The following is a 15,059-nucleotide window of genomic DNA, read 5'->3' as shown; positions in this document are numbered from 1 at the left end:
GCGACGTGCCGAAAATGCGGCTGTCGATCGAGAAACTGGCGGCGCTCGGGTGGGAACCAGAGACAGAGAGCGACGAGGCGGTCCGCCGCGCCGCCCGCGACCTCGCCGCCGAACTCAAAGCCGAGCGGGCCTAGACCGAGAAGTCCGTCTTCGCTTCGACGTCGACGCCGTCGGCCGCGAGCGTCCCGAGGGCGGTGTACGTTCCGGGCGACGGCTCCTCCCACGTGCCGCCGTAGCTGACCCGCTCGCCGGGGTCGAGCGTCTCGGACCCGAGCGCCATCGTGAACATCCGGCCCTCGCTCCAGCGCCAGACCTCGACGCCGTCCTCGTAGACGGCGAAGTCGGCCCGCTGACCGTCGCGGAAGGAGAGGGTCACCGGTTCGTCGCCGGCGTTTTCGACGGCGAGCGCGAACTCCACCCGGTCGTCCGACGGCGTGACCGACAGGATCGCGTCGAGCATGGCCGGTCCAACGGATCGACGGCGTATAGTTCTCGCGGTCGATCGTTGACACAAAAACGCGGAGCGGAACCGGTCTCGCGTGGGGGGTCAGACCGATGTCGCGCAAGCGGACCGACGCCGCCCGCGAGCGCCCGAATCGACGCCCCGCGGGCGATCGTTCGGGCGACTCCCTCTCAGAGGCCGAGCGCGGCGGCCGCGTCGACGAGCCCGTACCCCTGCTCGTTGCTCGACAGCCCGACGTCCTCGGCGGTGTCGCGCATCCGCTGGCGCGCCTCCGTGTTCGCGTAGCCCTCGGCCATGAGCAACCCGCCGACGCCCGAGACGTGCGGGCAGGCCATCGACGTGCCGTCGAGCGAGGTGTACCCGCCGCCGACGTAGGTCGAGTAGATGTCCTGGCCGGGCGCGGCGAGTTCGACCTCCGGGCCGGTCGAGGAGAAGCTCGCCAGCGAGTCGGAGGAGGTGGTCGCGCTCACCGCGATGCACTCCGGTTCGGCCGCCGGGTAGCCGACACAGTCCGAGCAGGGGCCGGAGTTGCCCGCGGCCGCGACGAGCAGCACGCCGCGGGAGTACGCGTACTCGACCGCGTCCTCGACGGTGTAGGACTTCCCTCCGCCGAGGCTGAGGCTGGCGACGTCCCACCCCTGGTCGGCGACGTACTCGATGCCGGCCGCGATGTCCGAGTACGAGCCGCCGCCCCGGCTGTCGAGCACCTTGACCGCGTGCAGCGTCGGGTTCGTCGCCACGCCGACGACGCCCCGACTGTTGTCCACGGCGGCCGCGATGCCGGCGCAGTGGGTGCCGTGGCCGTTGTCGTCGTCCCACCCGTAGTTGCAGCCCGAACCGGAGCAGGCGACCGCGTACGCTCCGCTGCCGAGGTTGTCGACGAGATCGGGGTGGTCGGAGTCGATGCCGGTGTCGATGATGGCGACGTCCGCCCCCGACCCGGTGTACCCGTACGCTTCGGCGACGTCGCCGTCGACGCGGTCGACGCCCCACGGCAGCGTCTGCGCGATGGCGTGCATCCGCCCGTTCTCCTCGGCGTAGCGGACGTCGTTCCGCTTTCGGAGCCCCGACAGGGCGTTCCGGTTCACCTCGACGGTGACGGCGTCGATGGAGGCGAACTCGCGGACGACCCGCTTCGCCTCTCGTTTCGCCGCACGTCGGCCGCTTTCGGCGGCGTAGCCGACGTTCACCTCGACCGTCTCCGACGACTCGGCGCTCGCCAGGCCAGTCGTCGCCGCGAGGGAGACCGAACCGCCCGTCAGCTGTAGCACTTTTCGGCGCGAGATAATGTCGTTTGTTCTGGACATTACGATAACCTGTGATCGCTCCGTTAACTAATAATTATTGAAAAGGAAGAAATTAAATATTGTAGTGGAAGGTAAGAAATATATATCGGCGTCCGCTCCCGCCGGTTTTACGGCGGCTCAGTTGTCGCTCGAATCGAGTCCGAGCGCGGCGGCGGCGTCGAGCAGGCCGTACCCCTGCTCGTTGCTCGCGAGGCCGAGGTCTTCGGCGGTGTCGCGGAGCCGCTGGCGCGCCTCCGCGTTCGTGTACCCCTCGGCCATGAGCAGCGCGCCCGCTCCGGCGACGTGCGGGCAGGCCATCGACGTGCCCGAGAACGTGTCGTAGCCGCCCGGCACCGTCGAGTAGACGTCCTCACCGGGCGCGGCGAGCTCGACCTCGGGGCCCGTCGAGGAGAAGCTCGCCAGCGAGTCGTCCTCGCTCGTCGCGCTCACGGCGATACACTCGTCGTAGGCGGCCGGATAGCCGACGCAGTCCGAGCAGGGACCGGAGTTGCCCGCGGCCGCGACGAGCAGAACGCCCCGCTCGTACGCGTAGGAGCAGGCGTCCTTGAGCGTCTGGGACCCCGAACTCGCGCCGAGGCTCATGCTCCCGACGTCGTAGCCCTGGTCCGCGGTCCACTCGACGCCCGCGGCCACGTCGGAGAAGGTGCCGCTGCCGCGCTTGTCGAGCACCTTGACCGCGTGCAGCGTCGCCTCCGTGCTGACCCCGACGACGCCCTCGTCGTTGTCGACCGCGTCGGCGGTGCCGGCGCAGTGGGTGCCGTGGTCGTTGTCGTCGTCCCACGGCTCGTTGCACGTTCCCCCGCGGCAGCTGACGAACGCCTTACCCTCGCCGAGGTTGGCCTGGAGATCCGGATGGTCGGAGTCGATGCCGGTGTCGATGATGGCGACGTCCGCCCCCGCACCGGTGTAGCCGCCGCCGTGCGCGACCTCGGCGTCGACGCGATCGATCCCCCACGGCAAGGTCTGTCCGGTGCTGCTGCCGTCGACGTCGGTTCCGCCCTTCCCGGGCCGGAGCGCGTACACGCTGCCGTTCTCCTCGACGTACCGCACGTCCTTTCGTCTGCGAAGCCCCGGGATCGCGTTCTCGTTCACCGTGATCGTCAGCGCGTCGAACGCGAACTCCCGCCGGATCGACCGCGCCTCGCTTCTCGCCGCCCGCCTGCCGCTCTTTCCCGCGTATCCGACGTTCACTTCGATCGTCGCACCCTCCGACGCCGAGGCCAGGCCGACGATCCCCGTCGACCCCACCGTTCCGCCGACCGCTTTCAACACGTTGCGCCGCGTCGCCTGTCCGTCTCCGTGCAACATTGCGATAGATATGAATTAGCAACTCACATTAAATATTACTACTAGTTAATGTTCAGATTTTATTATAAACTCCTGTCCGATAAATCGGAGTTGTCGCTCGCGGGCGCGGCGGTCGAAGGACACGCATTTAGCCGCGGGCGCGTTACCGGTCTGCGTGCAGATCGTCGGCTACGACGCGCTCGACGGCGGCCTCCTCCTGAGCGGCGGCGACGGGGTCGACTACGTCGCGCTCGACGAGGGGACCGCGCTCTCCTACGCCCTCGGCGAGCGACACTGCGCGGGGACCCTCCACGACGGGGAGCACGTCGCCTGCGACGCCGCCGACGCGCCGTACTGCCGCGACCACCGGAGCACGTGGGTCTGCGCCCGGTGCACCGGGACGTGCCTGAAGGACGAGATGGACTGCTTCGACGACCACGCGGTGTACCTCGCCGCCTTCGCGCCGGACCGCTTCAAGGTCGGGGTGACGAAGCTCTGGCGGCTGGAGACGCGCCTCCGCGAGCAGGGCGCGGACCGCGGGGCGCACATCCGCACCGCGGAGGACGGGCGGATCGCCCGCGAGATCGAGGCGGGGATCGCCCGCGAGATCCCCGATCGCGTCCGCGTCCCGGAGAAGCGGCGCGGGCTCCACCGGTCGGTCGACGACGGCGCCTGGGACGCCCTGCTCGCCGAGTTCGATCCGATCGAGACGTTCTCGTTCGACTACGGGCTCGACCTGGCGGCGCGGCCGGTGGCCGAGACGATCGCCGCCGGGACGGTCCGGGGCACGAAGGGCCGCCTGCTCGTCCTCGACCGCGCCGGGAGCGCCTACGCGGTGGACATGCGCGACCTCGTCGGCTACGAGGTCGAACCCGGTCGCGACGGGCGCGACCTCCAGTCGAGCCTCGGCGCGTTCGGCTAGGGCCTGGACGGGACGCGCGTCGAGTGCGTCGCGCGCTTCCGCGCCGCCTCCGGGTGACGGATACGACAACCCTTTTCGGGCTGGCTTGCGAACGCGTAGCTATGGCAGAAGACGAACCCGGCGACGAGGCTCCCGAGTCCGAACCCGAGGCGGAGGCCGAGTCCGAGTCCGGAGGCGACGAGGAGAAGTCGTTCCGCGAGCGGGTCGAGGAGATCCGCGAGCGGCGCGCGAAGGAGCGCGAGGAGGGCGACGAGCCGCCGAGCCCCGAGGACGTGATGGGCGGTCCCGGCGGCGGCCCCGGGATGGGCGGCAACCCCTTCGCCCAGATGATGAGCGGCATGATGGGCGGCGGCGGCCCCGGCGGCGGTCCCGGAGCGATGGGCGGCGGCCCGCCGGGCGCGGCCGGCGGTCCCGGCGAGGGCGACGTCGGCAACGAGGAGCTGGTGCGCGAGGTCCGTCAGCTCCGCGACGAGGTCCGGGACGCGACGCGGCAGCTCCAGCGGATCGCGCAGGCGCTCGAAGACGGCAACGAGTGACCGGATAGCCCGGTCGGCGACCCCGCGTCCCTACGGTTTCGTTTTTCGCACCGACGCGTACACCTCGGCCAGCCTGTCGACCGCGTGCTCGACGCTGACCCCGTCCCGCCGGTCGAGACAGCCGTCGCGCAGCCGCTCGCGCTCGTCGAGCGTCCGCTCGATCGCGGCGGCGAACCCCTCGACGTCGCCCGGCTCGAAGTGGTAGCCCGTGACGCCCTCGACGATCGTGTCGGCGAGCGCGCCGCGGTTCACGCCGACGACGGGCGTTCCGCAGGCGTTCGCCTCCAGCGCGACCAGCCCCTGCGTCTCGACCGGGCTGGGGAAGAGAAAGGCGTCGAGCGCCGAGTAAAACGCCGGGAGCTCCTCGCGTTCGAGGAAGCCGAGGAAGCGCGCGTCGACGCCGCGGTTCTCGGCGCGGGCGGCGAGGTGCGGTCGCGCGGGGCCGTCGCCGCCGAAGACGAGCGTCGCGTCGATGTCGGCCCCGGCGACGGCGTCGACGGCGTCCGAGAGCCGCTTTTCGAACCCGTGCCGCCCGGTGTAGCCGACGAGCGGTCCGCCTCCGAGGTCGTGCCGCTCGCGGAACGCCGCGGCGTCGACGGGGCGGAACCGCTCGACGTCGACCCCGTTGGGGACGACCGTCACGTCCGTCTCGACGCCGACCGCGTCGAGGAGGCTCCGACGGGCCGTCCCGCTCGGCGCGATGACGGCGTCGGCGCGGTCGAAGAACCAGCGCTCGTACCGCTCGCTCAGCCCCTCGATCCGGTCTTCGAGCCGCTCCCGGGAGGTGAGGTACGAGGCGTACTCCCCCGTGGGCGTGTGGTACGAGGCCACGAGCGGCCGGCGCTCCCGGCGGGCGAGCCGCATCGCGCCGAGCCCGAGTGCGAACGGCGTGTGCGCGTGAACGATATCGGCGTCGCGGACGCTCTCCGGCACCTTCGGCAGGCCGAAGCGGAACCCCTCGTAGAAGGGAAAGGGGAGGCTCCGGATGGGGTACTCCCCCTCGGCCGGCTCGTACCCGTCGGCGGCCGGGTACACCACGTCCATCCGCCCGCCGCGCGCCCGCCAGCGGTCCCGCCACGTCTGCACGGTGTACGTGACGCCGTTGACCGTCGGGAGGTACGTGTCGGTGAAGGCGACGACCGCGTCCATCGGTCCCGCCTTCGCGGAGCCGGATTTAATCCCTTGTGACTTCGGCGTACGCGTCCACGAGCCGCTCGCCGACCCGGTCCAGATCGTGTTCGGCGGCGGTCCTCCTGGCGTTCGCGCCGAGCCGCGCCCGCAGGTCGGGGTCGGCGGCGAGTCGGTCGAGCGCGTCGCGGAACTCCGCGCGGGTGGCGCACGTGAGACAATCGTGGCCGTCCGTGTAGAACTCCCTGAACACCGGGATGTCCCGGAGGACGACCGCCTTACCGCAGGCCATCGCTTCGAGGACGACGAGCCCCTGGTTTTCGACCTTCGTCGGGAAGAGGAGCACGTCGCCCGCGCCGAACGCGCCCCGCTTGTCGTCGATCCAGCCGGTGAACGTGACGTTCTCCGGCGGGTTCCGCGTCCAGTACCGGACGGCCTTCGAGGCGTGCGGCCCCGTGTCGTAGGTGCCGAACCAGGCGAAGTCGTAGTCGGTCTCCCGCGCGAGCCGGCAGAAGGTCGTGAGCCCCTTGCGCTCGAAGACGCTGCCCACGGCGAAGACGACCATCCCCTCCAGGTCGTACTTCGCGCGGTACTCCTCGCGCAGCTCGTCGGCCCCGGCGAGCGAGTCGACGTCGACCCCGTTGCTCATCGGGCGGATCGGCGCGTCGACGGGGTACGATTCGAGCACGCGCTTCGTGTACTCGCTCGGGCAGAGCACGAGGTCCGCCTGCGAGTAGAACCACCGGAGGTAGCGACCGAGCGCGGGGCCGACCGCCTCGGACCCGCGGAAGCTCTCGGCGAAGTCCTCGCGGGTCACGTGCGCGTGGAGGACGAGCGGCCGGCCGGCGCGCGTGGCGTGCCGGGCGACGGCGACGCTGCCGGGGCCGATGAGGTTGCAGTGGGCGAGGTCGTAGTCGACGAACGCGCCCCGACCGCGGAGCGCGGAGGCGACCGCGCGCGGCGGAGTGCCCCCCCGCCAGGGCGTCGTGACGACCTCGACGTCCGTCGTCGCCAGCGCGGCCCGCTGCTGGTCGGTCGCGGTGCCGATGCCGCTCCGGCGGAGCTGGGACGCGAGTTCGAGGTAGTTCAGGACGCGCACTGACCGGCGGTTTCCGTCGCGATTTCATTAGGTTACCGACTCGTCCCCGTCCCCCGATCGTCGATATATCCGGGGACCACTCCGTACATCCAGAGATATTTCCGAATATCTATACAGAAATATCGCCCCGCCGGTCGCTCCTCGTCCGGCTGTCGCAACGACTTTATCCGTCCCGCGCCCCCTCCCGACAGACCTCGACCATGCCGAGCATCGCGGAGGAGCGCATCGACCGCCTGCACGCGCTGGCGAGGGAGGCCGCCGCGGAGCGCGAGTTCGACCGCGCCCGCGAGTACGTCCGCCTCGCGCGGCGCATCGCCGAGCGCAACCGCTGCGGGCTCCCCCGCGAGTTCAAGCGCTTCACCTGCGACGCCTGCGACGCGTACCTCCGACCCGGCGCGAACACCCGCGTCCGGCTCCAGCCGGGTCACGTCGTGATCCGCTGTCTCGACTGCGGCGAGACGGCGAGGTACCCCTACGAGTGACCGGCGGGCGGGGACCCCGGTCCCGACCATAAACGTTCAATGCCGTTCGCACGCTACGGGCGTTCGTCATGAACAGACAGGAGCTGCGCAAGGAGGTGCACGACCTCGACGTGACCGTCTGGGTCGGAAAGAGCGGCGTCGACGCCGTGACGGAGGAGCTGGACGACCAGCTCGGAGACCGCGACCTGGTGAAGGCGAAGTTCCTCCGCGCCGCCCGCGGGCGCACGCCGACGGAGGAGCTGGCCGAGGAACTGGCCGAGAAGGTCGACGCCGAACTCGTCGAGACGCGCGGGAACACGGCGGTGTTCTACCGGTGACGGTTCTGTTACAGCAGGATCCCAGCACCGCGATCGGGAGGCTCCTCCAGAGCCAGGGCGTTCCGGGGGCGGAGCCGATCGGCGCCGCCCTCTCGTTCGCGCTCGCGTTCGTCGCGGTCTACTTCGCCGGACGGCTCGTCGCCCTCCCGCTCCTCGACCGCGTGCTCGACTCCCGCGGGCTCGAAGCGCACGCGCGAAAGCCGCTGAAGAAGATCGCGGGCGTCCTCATCGTCTTCGTCGCGGTCGCCGTCGCGTTCGGATTCGCGAAGTTCGGGAACTTCCTCCAGGCGCTCGCCACGGTCGCCGCGGCCGCCACGCTCGCGGTCGGCTTCGCGATGCAGGACGTGATCGCCAACTTCGTCGCGGGCATCTTCATCTTCACCGACAGGCCGTTCCGCATCGGCGACTGGATCGAGTGGGACGACAACTCGGGCATCGTCGAGGACATCAGCTTCCGCGTCACGCGCGTGCGAACGTTCGACAACGAGCTCCTCACGGTCCCGAACTCCCAGCTCACGGACGGCGTCATCAAGAACCCGGTCGCGAAGAACAAGCTCCGGCTCAAGGTGCCGTTCGGCATCGGCTACGGCGACGACATCCACCGGGCGACCGACATCATCGTCGAGGAGGCCGAAAAGCACGGGGGCATCCTCGACAACCCCGAGCCGTCGGTCCGGCTGACCGAACTCGGGGATTCGAGCGTCGTCCTCCAGTCGCGCATCTGGATCGGCAACCCCAGCCGCGCGGACTTCGTGAAGACGCGCGGCGAGTACGTCACCGCGGTGAAAGAGCGGTTCGACGCCGAGGGCATCGACATCCCCTACCCGAACCGCGCGCTCTCGGGGACGATCGACGTGGCCGGTCTCGATCGGCTCGCCAACCCGGCGGACGACTGATCGGCCGATCGGCCGCGCCGCCGAGGCTCTGGTCTCTCCCCCTCGCTTCCCGCCTCTCCCCCTCGCTTCCCGCATCTCTCCCGTTACTCCGTTTCGTCACCCTCCGACACCCCCGGCGGCCGCTCTCCCCCGTCGGAGAGCGCCGTCCGCTGTTTCTGCCGGAGCCAGTTCCACTCCCTCGTGAGCAGCCCGTACCGCTCGATGTTCCAGGGGTCCTCGTCCTCGACCCGCCGCCCCTCCGACCAGGAGATGACCATGTTGCCGAGCCAGAGGAAGTTCCCGAGGCCGATCAGGAACGCGCCGACGGTCGCGACCTGGTGGAGGTCAGTGAACTGCGGGAGGTAGGTGGCGTACCGGCGGGGCATGCCGCCGTACCCGAGAAGCAGCATCGCGAAGAACGCGACGTTCGTCCCGACCATCGACAGCCAGAAGTGCCACTTCGCGAGCGTCCGCTGGTACATCCGGCCGGTCACGAGCGGGAACCAGTAGTACGACGCCGCGAACGCGGCGAAGGAGATCGCGCCGGAGACGATCCAGTGGAAATGCGCCACGACGTAGTAGGTGTCGTGGACCACCAGGTCGACCGGGATGGAGGCGACGAACACGCCGGTGACGCCGCCGACGATGAAGTTGGCGACGAAGCCGATGCAGAACAGCATCGGCGCGGTCAGTCGGATGCTTCCGTTCCACATCGTCGTGATCCAGTTGAACGTTTTGACGGCGCTCGGGATCGCGATGGCGAGCGAGACGGCCATGAACGAGGCTCGCAGCCGCGGATCGATGCCGGTGGCGAACATGTGGTGGGCCCACACGCCGAACGAGAGCACGCCGATCGCGAGCGTCGAGTAGACGACGAACTTGAACCCGAACAGCCGCCGCCCCGAAAACCGCGGCAGCACCAGGCTCACGATACCCATCGGGGGCAGGACGATGATGTACACCTCGGGGTGGCCGAAGAACCAGAACAGGTGCTGCCACAGGAGCGGCGACCCCCCCTCGACGGTGAAGAACGTCGTCCCGAGGTTGCGGTCCATGAGCAGCATGAGGATGGCGCTGCCGAGGGCCGGGAAGGCAAAGAGGATGAGGCCGGACTGGGTCAGCATCGTCCACGAGAAGATGTCGAGGTTGGCCCAGGTCACTTCCTCGGCGCGCTCCGTGAAGATGGTGACGATGAAGTTGATCGCGCCCATCGTCGCGCTCAGCCCCGACAGGTGCAGCCCCAACAGCATCAGGTCGACGCTGAGCCCGCCGACCGGGTCGCCCCCGGTGCCGATCGAAAGCGGGGTGTACATCGTCCACGCCGTCTGCGCCGGACCGACGTCGCCGCCCATCGGGAGGAAGAAGAACCCGGCCCAGATGAGGATCGTCGCGGGCGGGAGGAGCCAGAAGGCGATGGCGTTGATCCGCGGGAACGCCATGTCGTCCGCGCCGACGATGATCGGCACGAGGTAGTTGCCGAAGGCCGCGAGCACGGGCGTCGCGTACAGAAACAGCATCGTGATCCCGTGCGACGTGAGCAGCCCGTTGTAGAGTTGATTCGTGAGGAGCGTCATCTCCGGATCGAAAAGCTCCGCCCGCATCAGGAGCACCGACGCGCCCGCCCAGAACAGCGTGACCGTGGAGAGGCCGAAGTACATGAGGCCGATGTCCTTGTGGTCGACCGTCGTGAGCCACCGGATGAGCCCCGAGGGCTTCTCCTCGTACACTCGTTCCCGCTCGGCCACGGTCCCGCCGCCTCCGAGAGTAGTCGTCGTGCTGAACCAGTTTTCCATCCTGGCGAGCCAGAAGACGATGCCGACGAGGAACAGCCCCATCAGGACCGTCAGCGCGAGTTCGTAACTGACCATAGTTTGTGTTCCCGTCCGCGTCTGGGTGGCCGCCGGCCGGAATTCCTCCGTCGACGGTCACGAACCGGGAGCGGTCGACTCCGACGACCTGCCGCGGCTTGCGATTTCGTTACCTTTGTACGAGGATAAACATTATCAGACAAAACGGAGAAATTCGCCGGGGAGAAACAGTCCGAGCGGCGGTTGATACGGTCGGGGCGGTACGTCCGCGACGCCCGTCTGTTCGTCCGCAGACGACGTTCCGCGCCCCTCGTCCGAGGCGTCCGCGACGGGAGTGATCAATTGTCCGACTGGTGTGAGAAAGAATTAGACGGTCAGCGTGAAATATTCTCTGGCATGACACACAGCGCGAACGAAAGCGACCGTGAAGGCCGTGAAGCGTGTGACGCCCGAGATACTCCCGGAGACGCCCCCGAATCGCCCGGATCGGTGGCGGTCTCCGTCGCCCGCCGAACGGTGCTGGGCGCGCTGGCCGCCGCGGGGGCGGCGGGCGCGCTGACCGGACCGACGGGGGCGGACGCGTCCGCCGCGACCGACGAGTCACCGTCTCTCGCGGCCGACGACGACGCCCCGCCCGGGACGGACGCGCTGCTCGCGTACGTCGAGGTGAACTACGGCGACCGGCTGAGCGACGAGCGGCTCGACGCGATCCGGGCGGACGTCGCCGCCGACCTCCGCGCCGCCGCGGCGGTGGACGACGTGGAGCTGGATTACACCGTCGGGCCGGCGTTCGAATTCCGCCCGTACCGGGGTGGGGAGTGATGGTCGACGAGTCGGTCCTCTTCGGCACCGTCGACGAGCTCGCGGCGGGCCTCCGCGACGGCGAGTTCACCTCCCGCGAGCTGACGGAGGCCTCCATCGACCGGCTGCGGACGATCGGCGGGGAGCTGAACGCCGTCGTCACGGTCACCGAGGAGCGCGCGCTCGAAGCCGCCGACCGGATGGACGCGGAACTGGCCGCCGGGGAGGACCGCGGACCGCTCCACGGGATACCCTACGGCGTGAAGGACCTGCTCGCCACGCGGGACTACCCGACGACGTGGGGGGCCGCCCCCTTTCGGGACCAGCAGTTCGACTACGACGCGACGGTGATAGAGCGGCTCGACGCCGCCGGCGGCGTGCTCGTCGCGAAGCTGGCGATGATCGAACTCGCGGGCGGGTTCGGCTACGACGCCGCCGACGCCTCGTTCACCGGCCCCACCCGGAACCCGTGGAACGGCGACGCGTGGACCTGCGGGTCCTCCAGCGGCCCCGGCGCGGCGGTGCCCGCCGGCCTCGTCGGCTTCGCCGTCGGGAGCGAGACGTGGGGCTCGATCGTCTGCCCCGCCGCGTTCAGCGGGGCCGTCGGCTTCCGCCCGACCTACGGCCGGGTGAGCCGCCACGGCGCGATGGCGCTGTCGTACACGATGGACAAGCTCGGCCCGATGTGCCGGTCGGCCGCCGGCTGCGAGCACGTGTACCGCGCCGTCGCCGGCCCGGACGAACGGGACCCGACGACCGCCGACCGCCCGGCGTGCGCGCCCGCGCCGGGGACCCGAGAGCGACCCCGGATCGCCGTCCTCGAAGGCGCGGGTGAGGGCGAACAGGAGAGCGTCCGGGAGAACTACCGCCGGTCGGTCGAGATCGTGCGGGAGTTCGCCGCCGTCGAGGAGATCGCCCTGCCCGACCTCCCGTACGCGTCGGTCGCCGGACTGATCATCGACGCCGAGGCCGGATCGGCGTTCGAGAACCTCGTCGAGAGCGGCGAGGCGCTGGAGCTGTCGAACGAGGCGTCCCGCGTCGGCGGCTACGCGCAGCAGGTCGTCCTCGCCAAGGACTACATCGACGCGATGCGCGTGCGGACGAAGATGCAGCGCGCCCTCGACGAGGCGCTCGTCGGGTACGACGCCGTGCTCGTGCCGGCGCGGGCGTCGGTCGCCAGCCCGCTGGAGGGGTCGTTCGTGGAGTACTTCTCCGAGTACAGCACCACGCCGATGGGCGCGGCCTCCAACGTGGCCGGCCTGCCGGGCGTCGCCGTCCCGAACGGGTTCGGCGAGCGGGGGCTCCCGACCGCCGTCGAGTTCGTCGGGCGGGCGTACGCCGACCTCACCGTGCTCGACGTCGCGCGGGAGTACCAGTCGCGGACCGACCACGTGGACTACGCCGACCTCGCGGGGGAGGTCGGCGCGTAGCCGGGCGGCGTCGGGGGCCCTCTGTCGGGAGGGCGGGACGCGGCCGACGAGGTTCCGACGGGGTCGACGAGGTTCCGACGGGGTCGACGAGGTTCCGACGGGGCCGACGGGGCCGACGAGGCCGACGGGGTCGGCGGTCGAGACCGACAGCCGCCGGGTCCGCACGGCCGGCGATCCCCCGGCCGGCGCTCAGTCGAGAAGCTGGCGGGCGATCGTGTTCCGCAGGACCTCGCTCGTCCCCTCGTAGATCTCGTTCAGCTTCGCGTCGCGGTAGTAGCGCTCGACCGGGAAGTCCCTCGTGTAGCCGTAGCCGCCGTGGATCTGGATCGCCTCGTTGGCGACCTCGCGGCTGATCTCGCTCGCGTAGAGCTTCGCCTGCGCGGCCTCCTTGATGTAGCTCTCGCCGCGTATCTTCCTGTCCGCCGCCCGGTGCATCAGGAGCTTCGCGGCCTGCACCTTCGTGTCCATGTCCGCCAGCTTGTGCTGGATCGCCTGGAACCGCGCGATGGGCTGGTCGAACTGCTCTCGCTCCTGGGAGTACCGGAGCGCGTCTTCGAGCGCGGCGCGGGCGATGCCGACGCCGCGGGCGGCGATGGTGATCCGCCCGCCGTTGAGCGTCTTCAGCGCCTGGACGAACCCCTCGCCCTCCTCGCCGATCAGGCGCGATTCGGGGATCCGCATGTCGTCGAACCGGAGCTCGGCGGTCGGACAGCCCTTGTCGCCGAGCTTGTGCTCCGTCCCCTCGACGACGAAGCCGTCGTCCTCCCCGGGGCGGACGACGAACGAGGAGATCCCCCTGTTGCCCGCCTCCGGGTCCGTCTTGGCGAACAGCGTGACCGTGTCGGCGACGGAGCCGTTCGAGATCCACAGCTTCCCCCCGTTTATCACGTACTCGTCGCCGTCCCTGATCGCGGTCGTCTCCATCGCGGGCACGTCGCTGCCCGCGCCCGCCTCCGAGAGCGCGAACGCGCCGATGTCCTCGCCGAGGTTGAGCGGCGTGAGGTACTCCTCCTTTTGCTCCTCGTCGCCGAACTCGTAGAGCATGTTCCCCGCGAGGCTGGTGTGGGCGGCGACGACGGTTCCGAGGCCGCCGCTGCCGCGGCTGATCTCCTCCAGGCCGATGGCGTAGGAGTGGTAGTCCAGCCCGGCCCCGCCGTACTCCTCCGGGAACGGCATCCCCATGAGGCCGAGCTCGGCCATCTCGTCGATCAGGTCGCGCGGGAACTCGTCGGTCTCGTCGATCTCGGCGGCCGCCGGTTTGATCTCCTCGTCGACGAACTCGGCGACCATGTCGCGGATCTGCTTTTGCTCCGTCGTCAGCTGGAAGTCCATACCTCGCCCTTCGGCCGTCGGCGCATTAGGTTTTCCACATGGTCCTTCGTTTAGGACCCGCCGGCCGTTCGCTGCGAATTTCGCGCCTCGACGGCGTCAGAATCCGGTCTGCCCAAGAGACTTTTTATGGTCGCCTCCCTAACCGTGCGTACTTGAATGTCTAGAGACGCTGCTTCCCGACCGCCCGGCGCCGACGCCGACCTCGAGTGGTGCCACGAGGCGGTACAAGGTGTCTCGCGCACCTTCGCGCTGACCGTCGACGTGCTCGAAGAACCGATGGCGTCGTACATCTGCCTCGGCTACCTCGTCTGCCGCATCGCGGACACCGTCGAGGACGCCGAGGACATCCCCCCGAACGAACAGGCCCGCCTGCTCCGGCTGTACGACCGCGCGCTCGATCCGGACGACGAGACGACCATCGAGGAGTTCGCCGCGGCCGCGGCGCCGTACGTCCCCCCCGCCGAGGAGCGGTCGGACGACTGGGACGTCGTCGCCAACGCCCCCCGGATCGTCCGCACGTTCGAGTCGCTCCCCGCCGACGTGCGCGAGGCGGTGACGCCGCCCGCGCGCGAACTCGTCCAGGGGATGGCGATGTTCGTCGAGCGGTACGCGGACACCGGCGGCCTCCGGATCCAGTCGCGCGAGGAGCTCGAGGAGTACTGTTACTACGCGGCCGGGACGGTCGGCAACCTCATCACGAATCTGGTGACTCGGGGCGACATCGACCGCGAGCGGCGAAACCGGCTGTACGACACGGCCGAGGAGTTCGGCCTGCTGCTCCAGCTCGTCAACATCTCGAAGGACGTGTACGACGACTACACGGCCGAGAACAACGTCTACCTCCCCGCCGAGTGGCTCGCGGCGGAAGGCGTCCCCCAGGAGGCGCTCGTCGAGCCGAGGAACGCGACCGGAACGGCGGCGGTGGTCCGGCGGACGGCCCAGCACGCGCGGTCGTTCCTCGACGACGCCCAGACGTACCTGGAGACGGTACCGACGACGGACGGCAACACCCTGGCCGCGTGGGCGATCCCGTTTCTGCTCGCGGTCGGGACGCTCCGCGAGCTTCTGAGCCGGCCGGAGGACGCCCTCTCGGAGCGCGGCGTCAAGATATCCAGACAGGAGGTGTTCGCGGTGATCGCGGCGACGACGACCGACGGCCGCGAGTCGCTCGCGGACCTCCGGGAGGCGATCTTCGCCCAGCCGTTCCACCGGGCCGCGACGCAGGTCGAGTGACGGTGGAGTGACGTCGTCAGGAGAGAGTGACTCGCCGGG

At 69.8% G+C, this 15,059-nt stretch carries 15 protein-coding genes and 1 pseudogene; 9 read left to right on the top strand and 7 right to left on the bottom strand.

The window, feature by feature from the left end:
- Positions 1 to 134, top strand: a pseudogene (locus CNO20_RS13950) (UDP-glucose 4-epimerase); the annotation flags it as partial.
- Here the strand turns inward: CNO20_RS13950 and CNO20_RS13945 are convergent.
- The 3 genes from CNO20_RS13945 to CNO20_RS13935 all read right to left on the bottom strand — a co-directional run bounded on the left by CNO20_RS13945 (position 131) and on the right by CNO20_RS13935 (position 3,078).
- Positions 131 to 460 carry a BsuPI-related putative proteinase inhibitor gene (locus CNO20_RS13945; RefSeq protein WP_101296721.1) on the bottom strand — a complete coding sequence of 110 codons (330 nt, stop codon included), beginning with the start codon at positions 458 to 460 and terminating at the stop codon, positions 131 to 133. The pseudogene CNO20_RS13950 and the gene CNO20_RS13945 sit on opposite strands and share 4 nt — an antisense overlap.
- Positions 461 to 633: 173 nt before the next feature.
- Entirely contained in the window at positions 634 to 1,770 is a 1,137-nt protein-coding gene (locus tag CNO20_RS13940; RefSeq protein ID WP_101296720.1) for a S8 family peptidase, read from the bottom strand.
- Positions 1,771 to 1,887: 117 nt separating this feature from the next.
- On the bottom strand, positions 1,888 to 3,078 hold the full coding sequence (locus CNO20_RS13935) for a S8 family peptidase (RefSeq protein ID WP_101296719.1): 1,191 nt from the start codon (positions 3,076 to 3,078) through the stop codon (positions 1,888 to 1,890).
- A gap of 154 nt (positions 3,079 to 3,232) precedes the next feature.
- Between CNO20_RS13935 and CNO20_RS13930 the strand changes: the two genes are divergently transcribed.
- The gene (locus CNO20_RS13930) at positions 3,233 to 3,979 is read left to right on the top strand and encodes a DUF2797 domain-containing protein (RefSeq protein WP_101296718.1); all 747 of its coding nucleotides are present in this window, start codon (positions 3,233 to 3,235) and stop codon (positions 3,977 to 3,979) included.
- Positions 3,980 to 4,080: 101 nt separating this feature from the next.
- Positions 4,081 to 4,515, top strand: a complete 435-nt coding sequence (locus CNO20_RS13925; RefSeq protein ID WP_101296717.1) for a hypothetical protein — start codon at positions 4,081 to 4,083, stop codon at positions 4,513 to 4,515.
- Positions 4,516 to 4,545: 30 nt separating this feature from the next.
- Here the strand turns inward: CNO20_RS13925 and CNO20_RS13920 are convergent, their stop codons facing one another.
- Complete coding sequence (locus tag CNO20_RS13920; RefSeq protein WP_101296716.1) at positions 4,546 to 5,664, bottom strand: glycosyltransferase; 1,119 nt, start codon at positions 5,662 to 5,664, stop codon at positions 4,546 to 4,548.
- 25 nt (positions 5,665 to 5,689) lie between these two features.
- Positions 5,690 to 6,742 (bottom strand): glycosyltransferase family 4 protein, encoded by a 1,053-nt coding sequence (locus CNO20_RS13915; protein WP_101296715.1) that lies wholly within the window; start codon positions 6,740 to 6,742, stop codon positions 5,690 to 5,692.
- 200 nt (positions 6,743 to 6,942) lie between these two features.
- On the opposite strand from CNO20_RS13915, the gene CNO20_RS13910 reads away from it, so the two are divergent.
- From CNO20_RS13910 to CNO20_RS13900, 3 genes are all read left to right on the top strand, one after another.
- Complete coding sequence (locus CNO20_RS13910; protein ID WP_101296714.1) at positions 6,943 to 7,224, top strand: ribonuclease P protein component 4; 282 nt, start codon at positions 6,943 to 6,945, stop codon at positions 7,222 to 7,224.
- 68 nt (positions 7,225 to 7,292) lie between these two features.
- On the top strand, positions 7,293 to 7,541 hold the full coding sequence (locus CNO20_RS13905; RefSeq protein WP_101296713.1) for a YhbY family RNA-binding protein: 249 nt from the start codon (positions 7,293 to 7,295) through the stop codon (positions 7,539 to 7,541).
- Positions 7,538 to 8,437, top strand: a complete 900-nt coding sequence (locus tag CNO20_RS13900; RefSeq protein ID WP_101296712.1) for a mechanosensitive ion channel family protein — start codon at positions 7,538 to 7,540, stop codon at positions 8,435 to 8,437. Before CNO20_RS13905 ends, CNO20_RS13900 begins: the two co-directional genes overlap by 4 nt.
- An 83-nt stretch (positions 8,438 to 8,520) precedes the next feature.
- Here the strand turns inward: CNO20_RS13900 and CNO20_RS13895 are convergent, their stop codons facing one another.
- Complete coding sequence (locus CNO20_RS13895) at positions 8,521 to 10,251, bottom strand: cbb3-type cytochrome c oxidase subunit I (RefSeq protein WP_101296752.1); 1,731 nt, start codon at positions 10,249 to 10,251, stop codon at positions 8,521 to 8,523.
- Positions 10,252 to 10,620: 369 nt separating this feature from the next.
- On the opposite strand from CNO20_RS13895, the gene CNO20_RS13890 reads away from it, so the two are divergent.
- Positions 10,621 to 11,046: a hypothetical protein gene (locus tag CNO20_RS13890; RefSeq protein ID WP_143423215.1), complete on the top strand. Its 426-nt coding sequence runs from the start codon at positions 10,621 to 10,623 to the stop codon at positions 11,044 to 11,046.
- Positions 11,046 to 12,455 (top strand): amidase, encoded by a 1,410-nt coding sequence (locus tag CNO20_RS13885; RefSeq protein WP_199174846.1) that lies wholly within the window; start codon positions 11,046 to 11,048, stop codon positions 12,453 to 12,455. Before CNO20_RS13890 ends, CNO20_RS13885 begins: the two co-directional genes overlap by 1 nt.
- 189 nt (positions 12,456 to 12,644) lie before the next feature.
- On the opposite strand, the gene CNO20_RS13880 is transcribed toward CNO20_RS13885, so the two are convergent.
- The gene (locus CNO20_RS13880) at positions 12,645 to 13,787 is read right to left on the bottom strand and encodes an acyl-CoA dehydrogenase (RefSeq protein ID WP_101296709.1); all 1,143 of its coding nucleotides are present in this window, start codon (positions 13,785 to 13,787) and stop codon (positions 12,645 to 12,647) included.
- Positions 13,788 to 13,943: 156 nt separating this feature from the next.
- Here CNO20_RS13880 and CNO20_RS13875 point away from each other — a divergent pair, with 156 nt between their 5' ends.
- Positions 13,944 to 15,020 (top strand): phytoene/squalene synthase family protein, encoded by a 1,077-nt coding sequence (locus tag CNO20_RS13875; protein ID WP_101296708.1) that lies wholly within the window; start codon positions 13,944 to 13,946, stop codon positions 15,018 to 15,020.
- Positions 15,021 to 15,059 lie beyond the last annotated feature (39 nt).

The sequence above is a fragment of the Halegenticoccus soli genome (genome assembly GCF_002844195.1).
Taxonomy (GTDB): Archaea; Halobacteriota; Halobacteria; order Halobacteriales; family Haloferacaceae; genus Halegenticoccus; species Halegenticoccus soli.
This window is presented reverse-complemented; position numbering and strand designations above follow the sequence as displayed.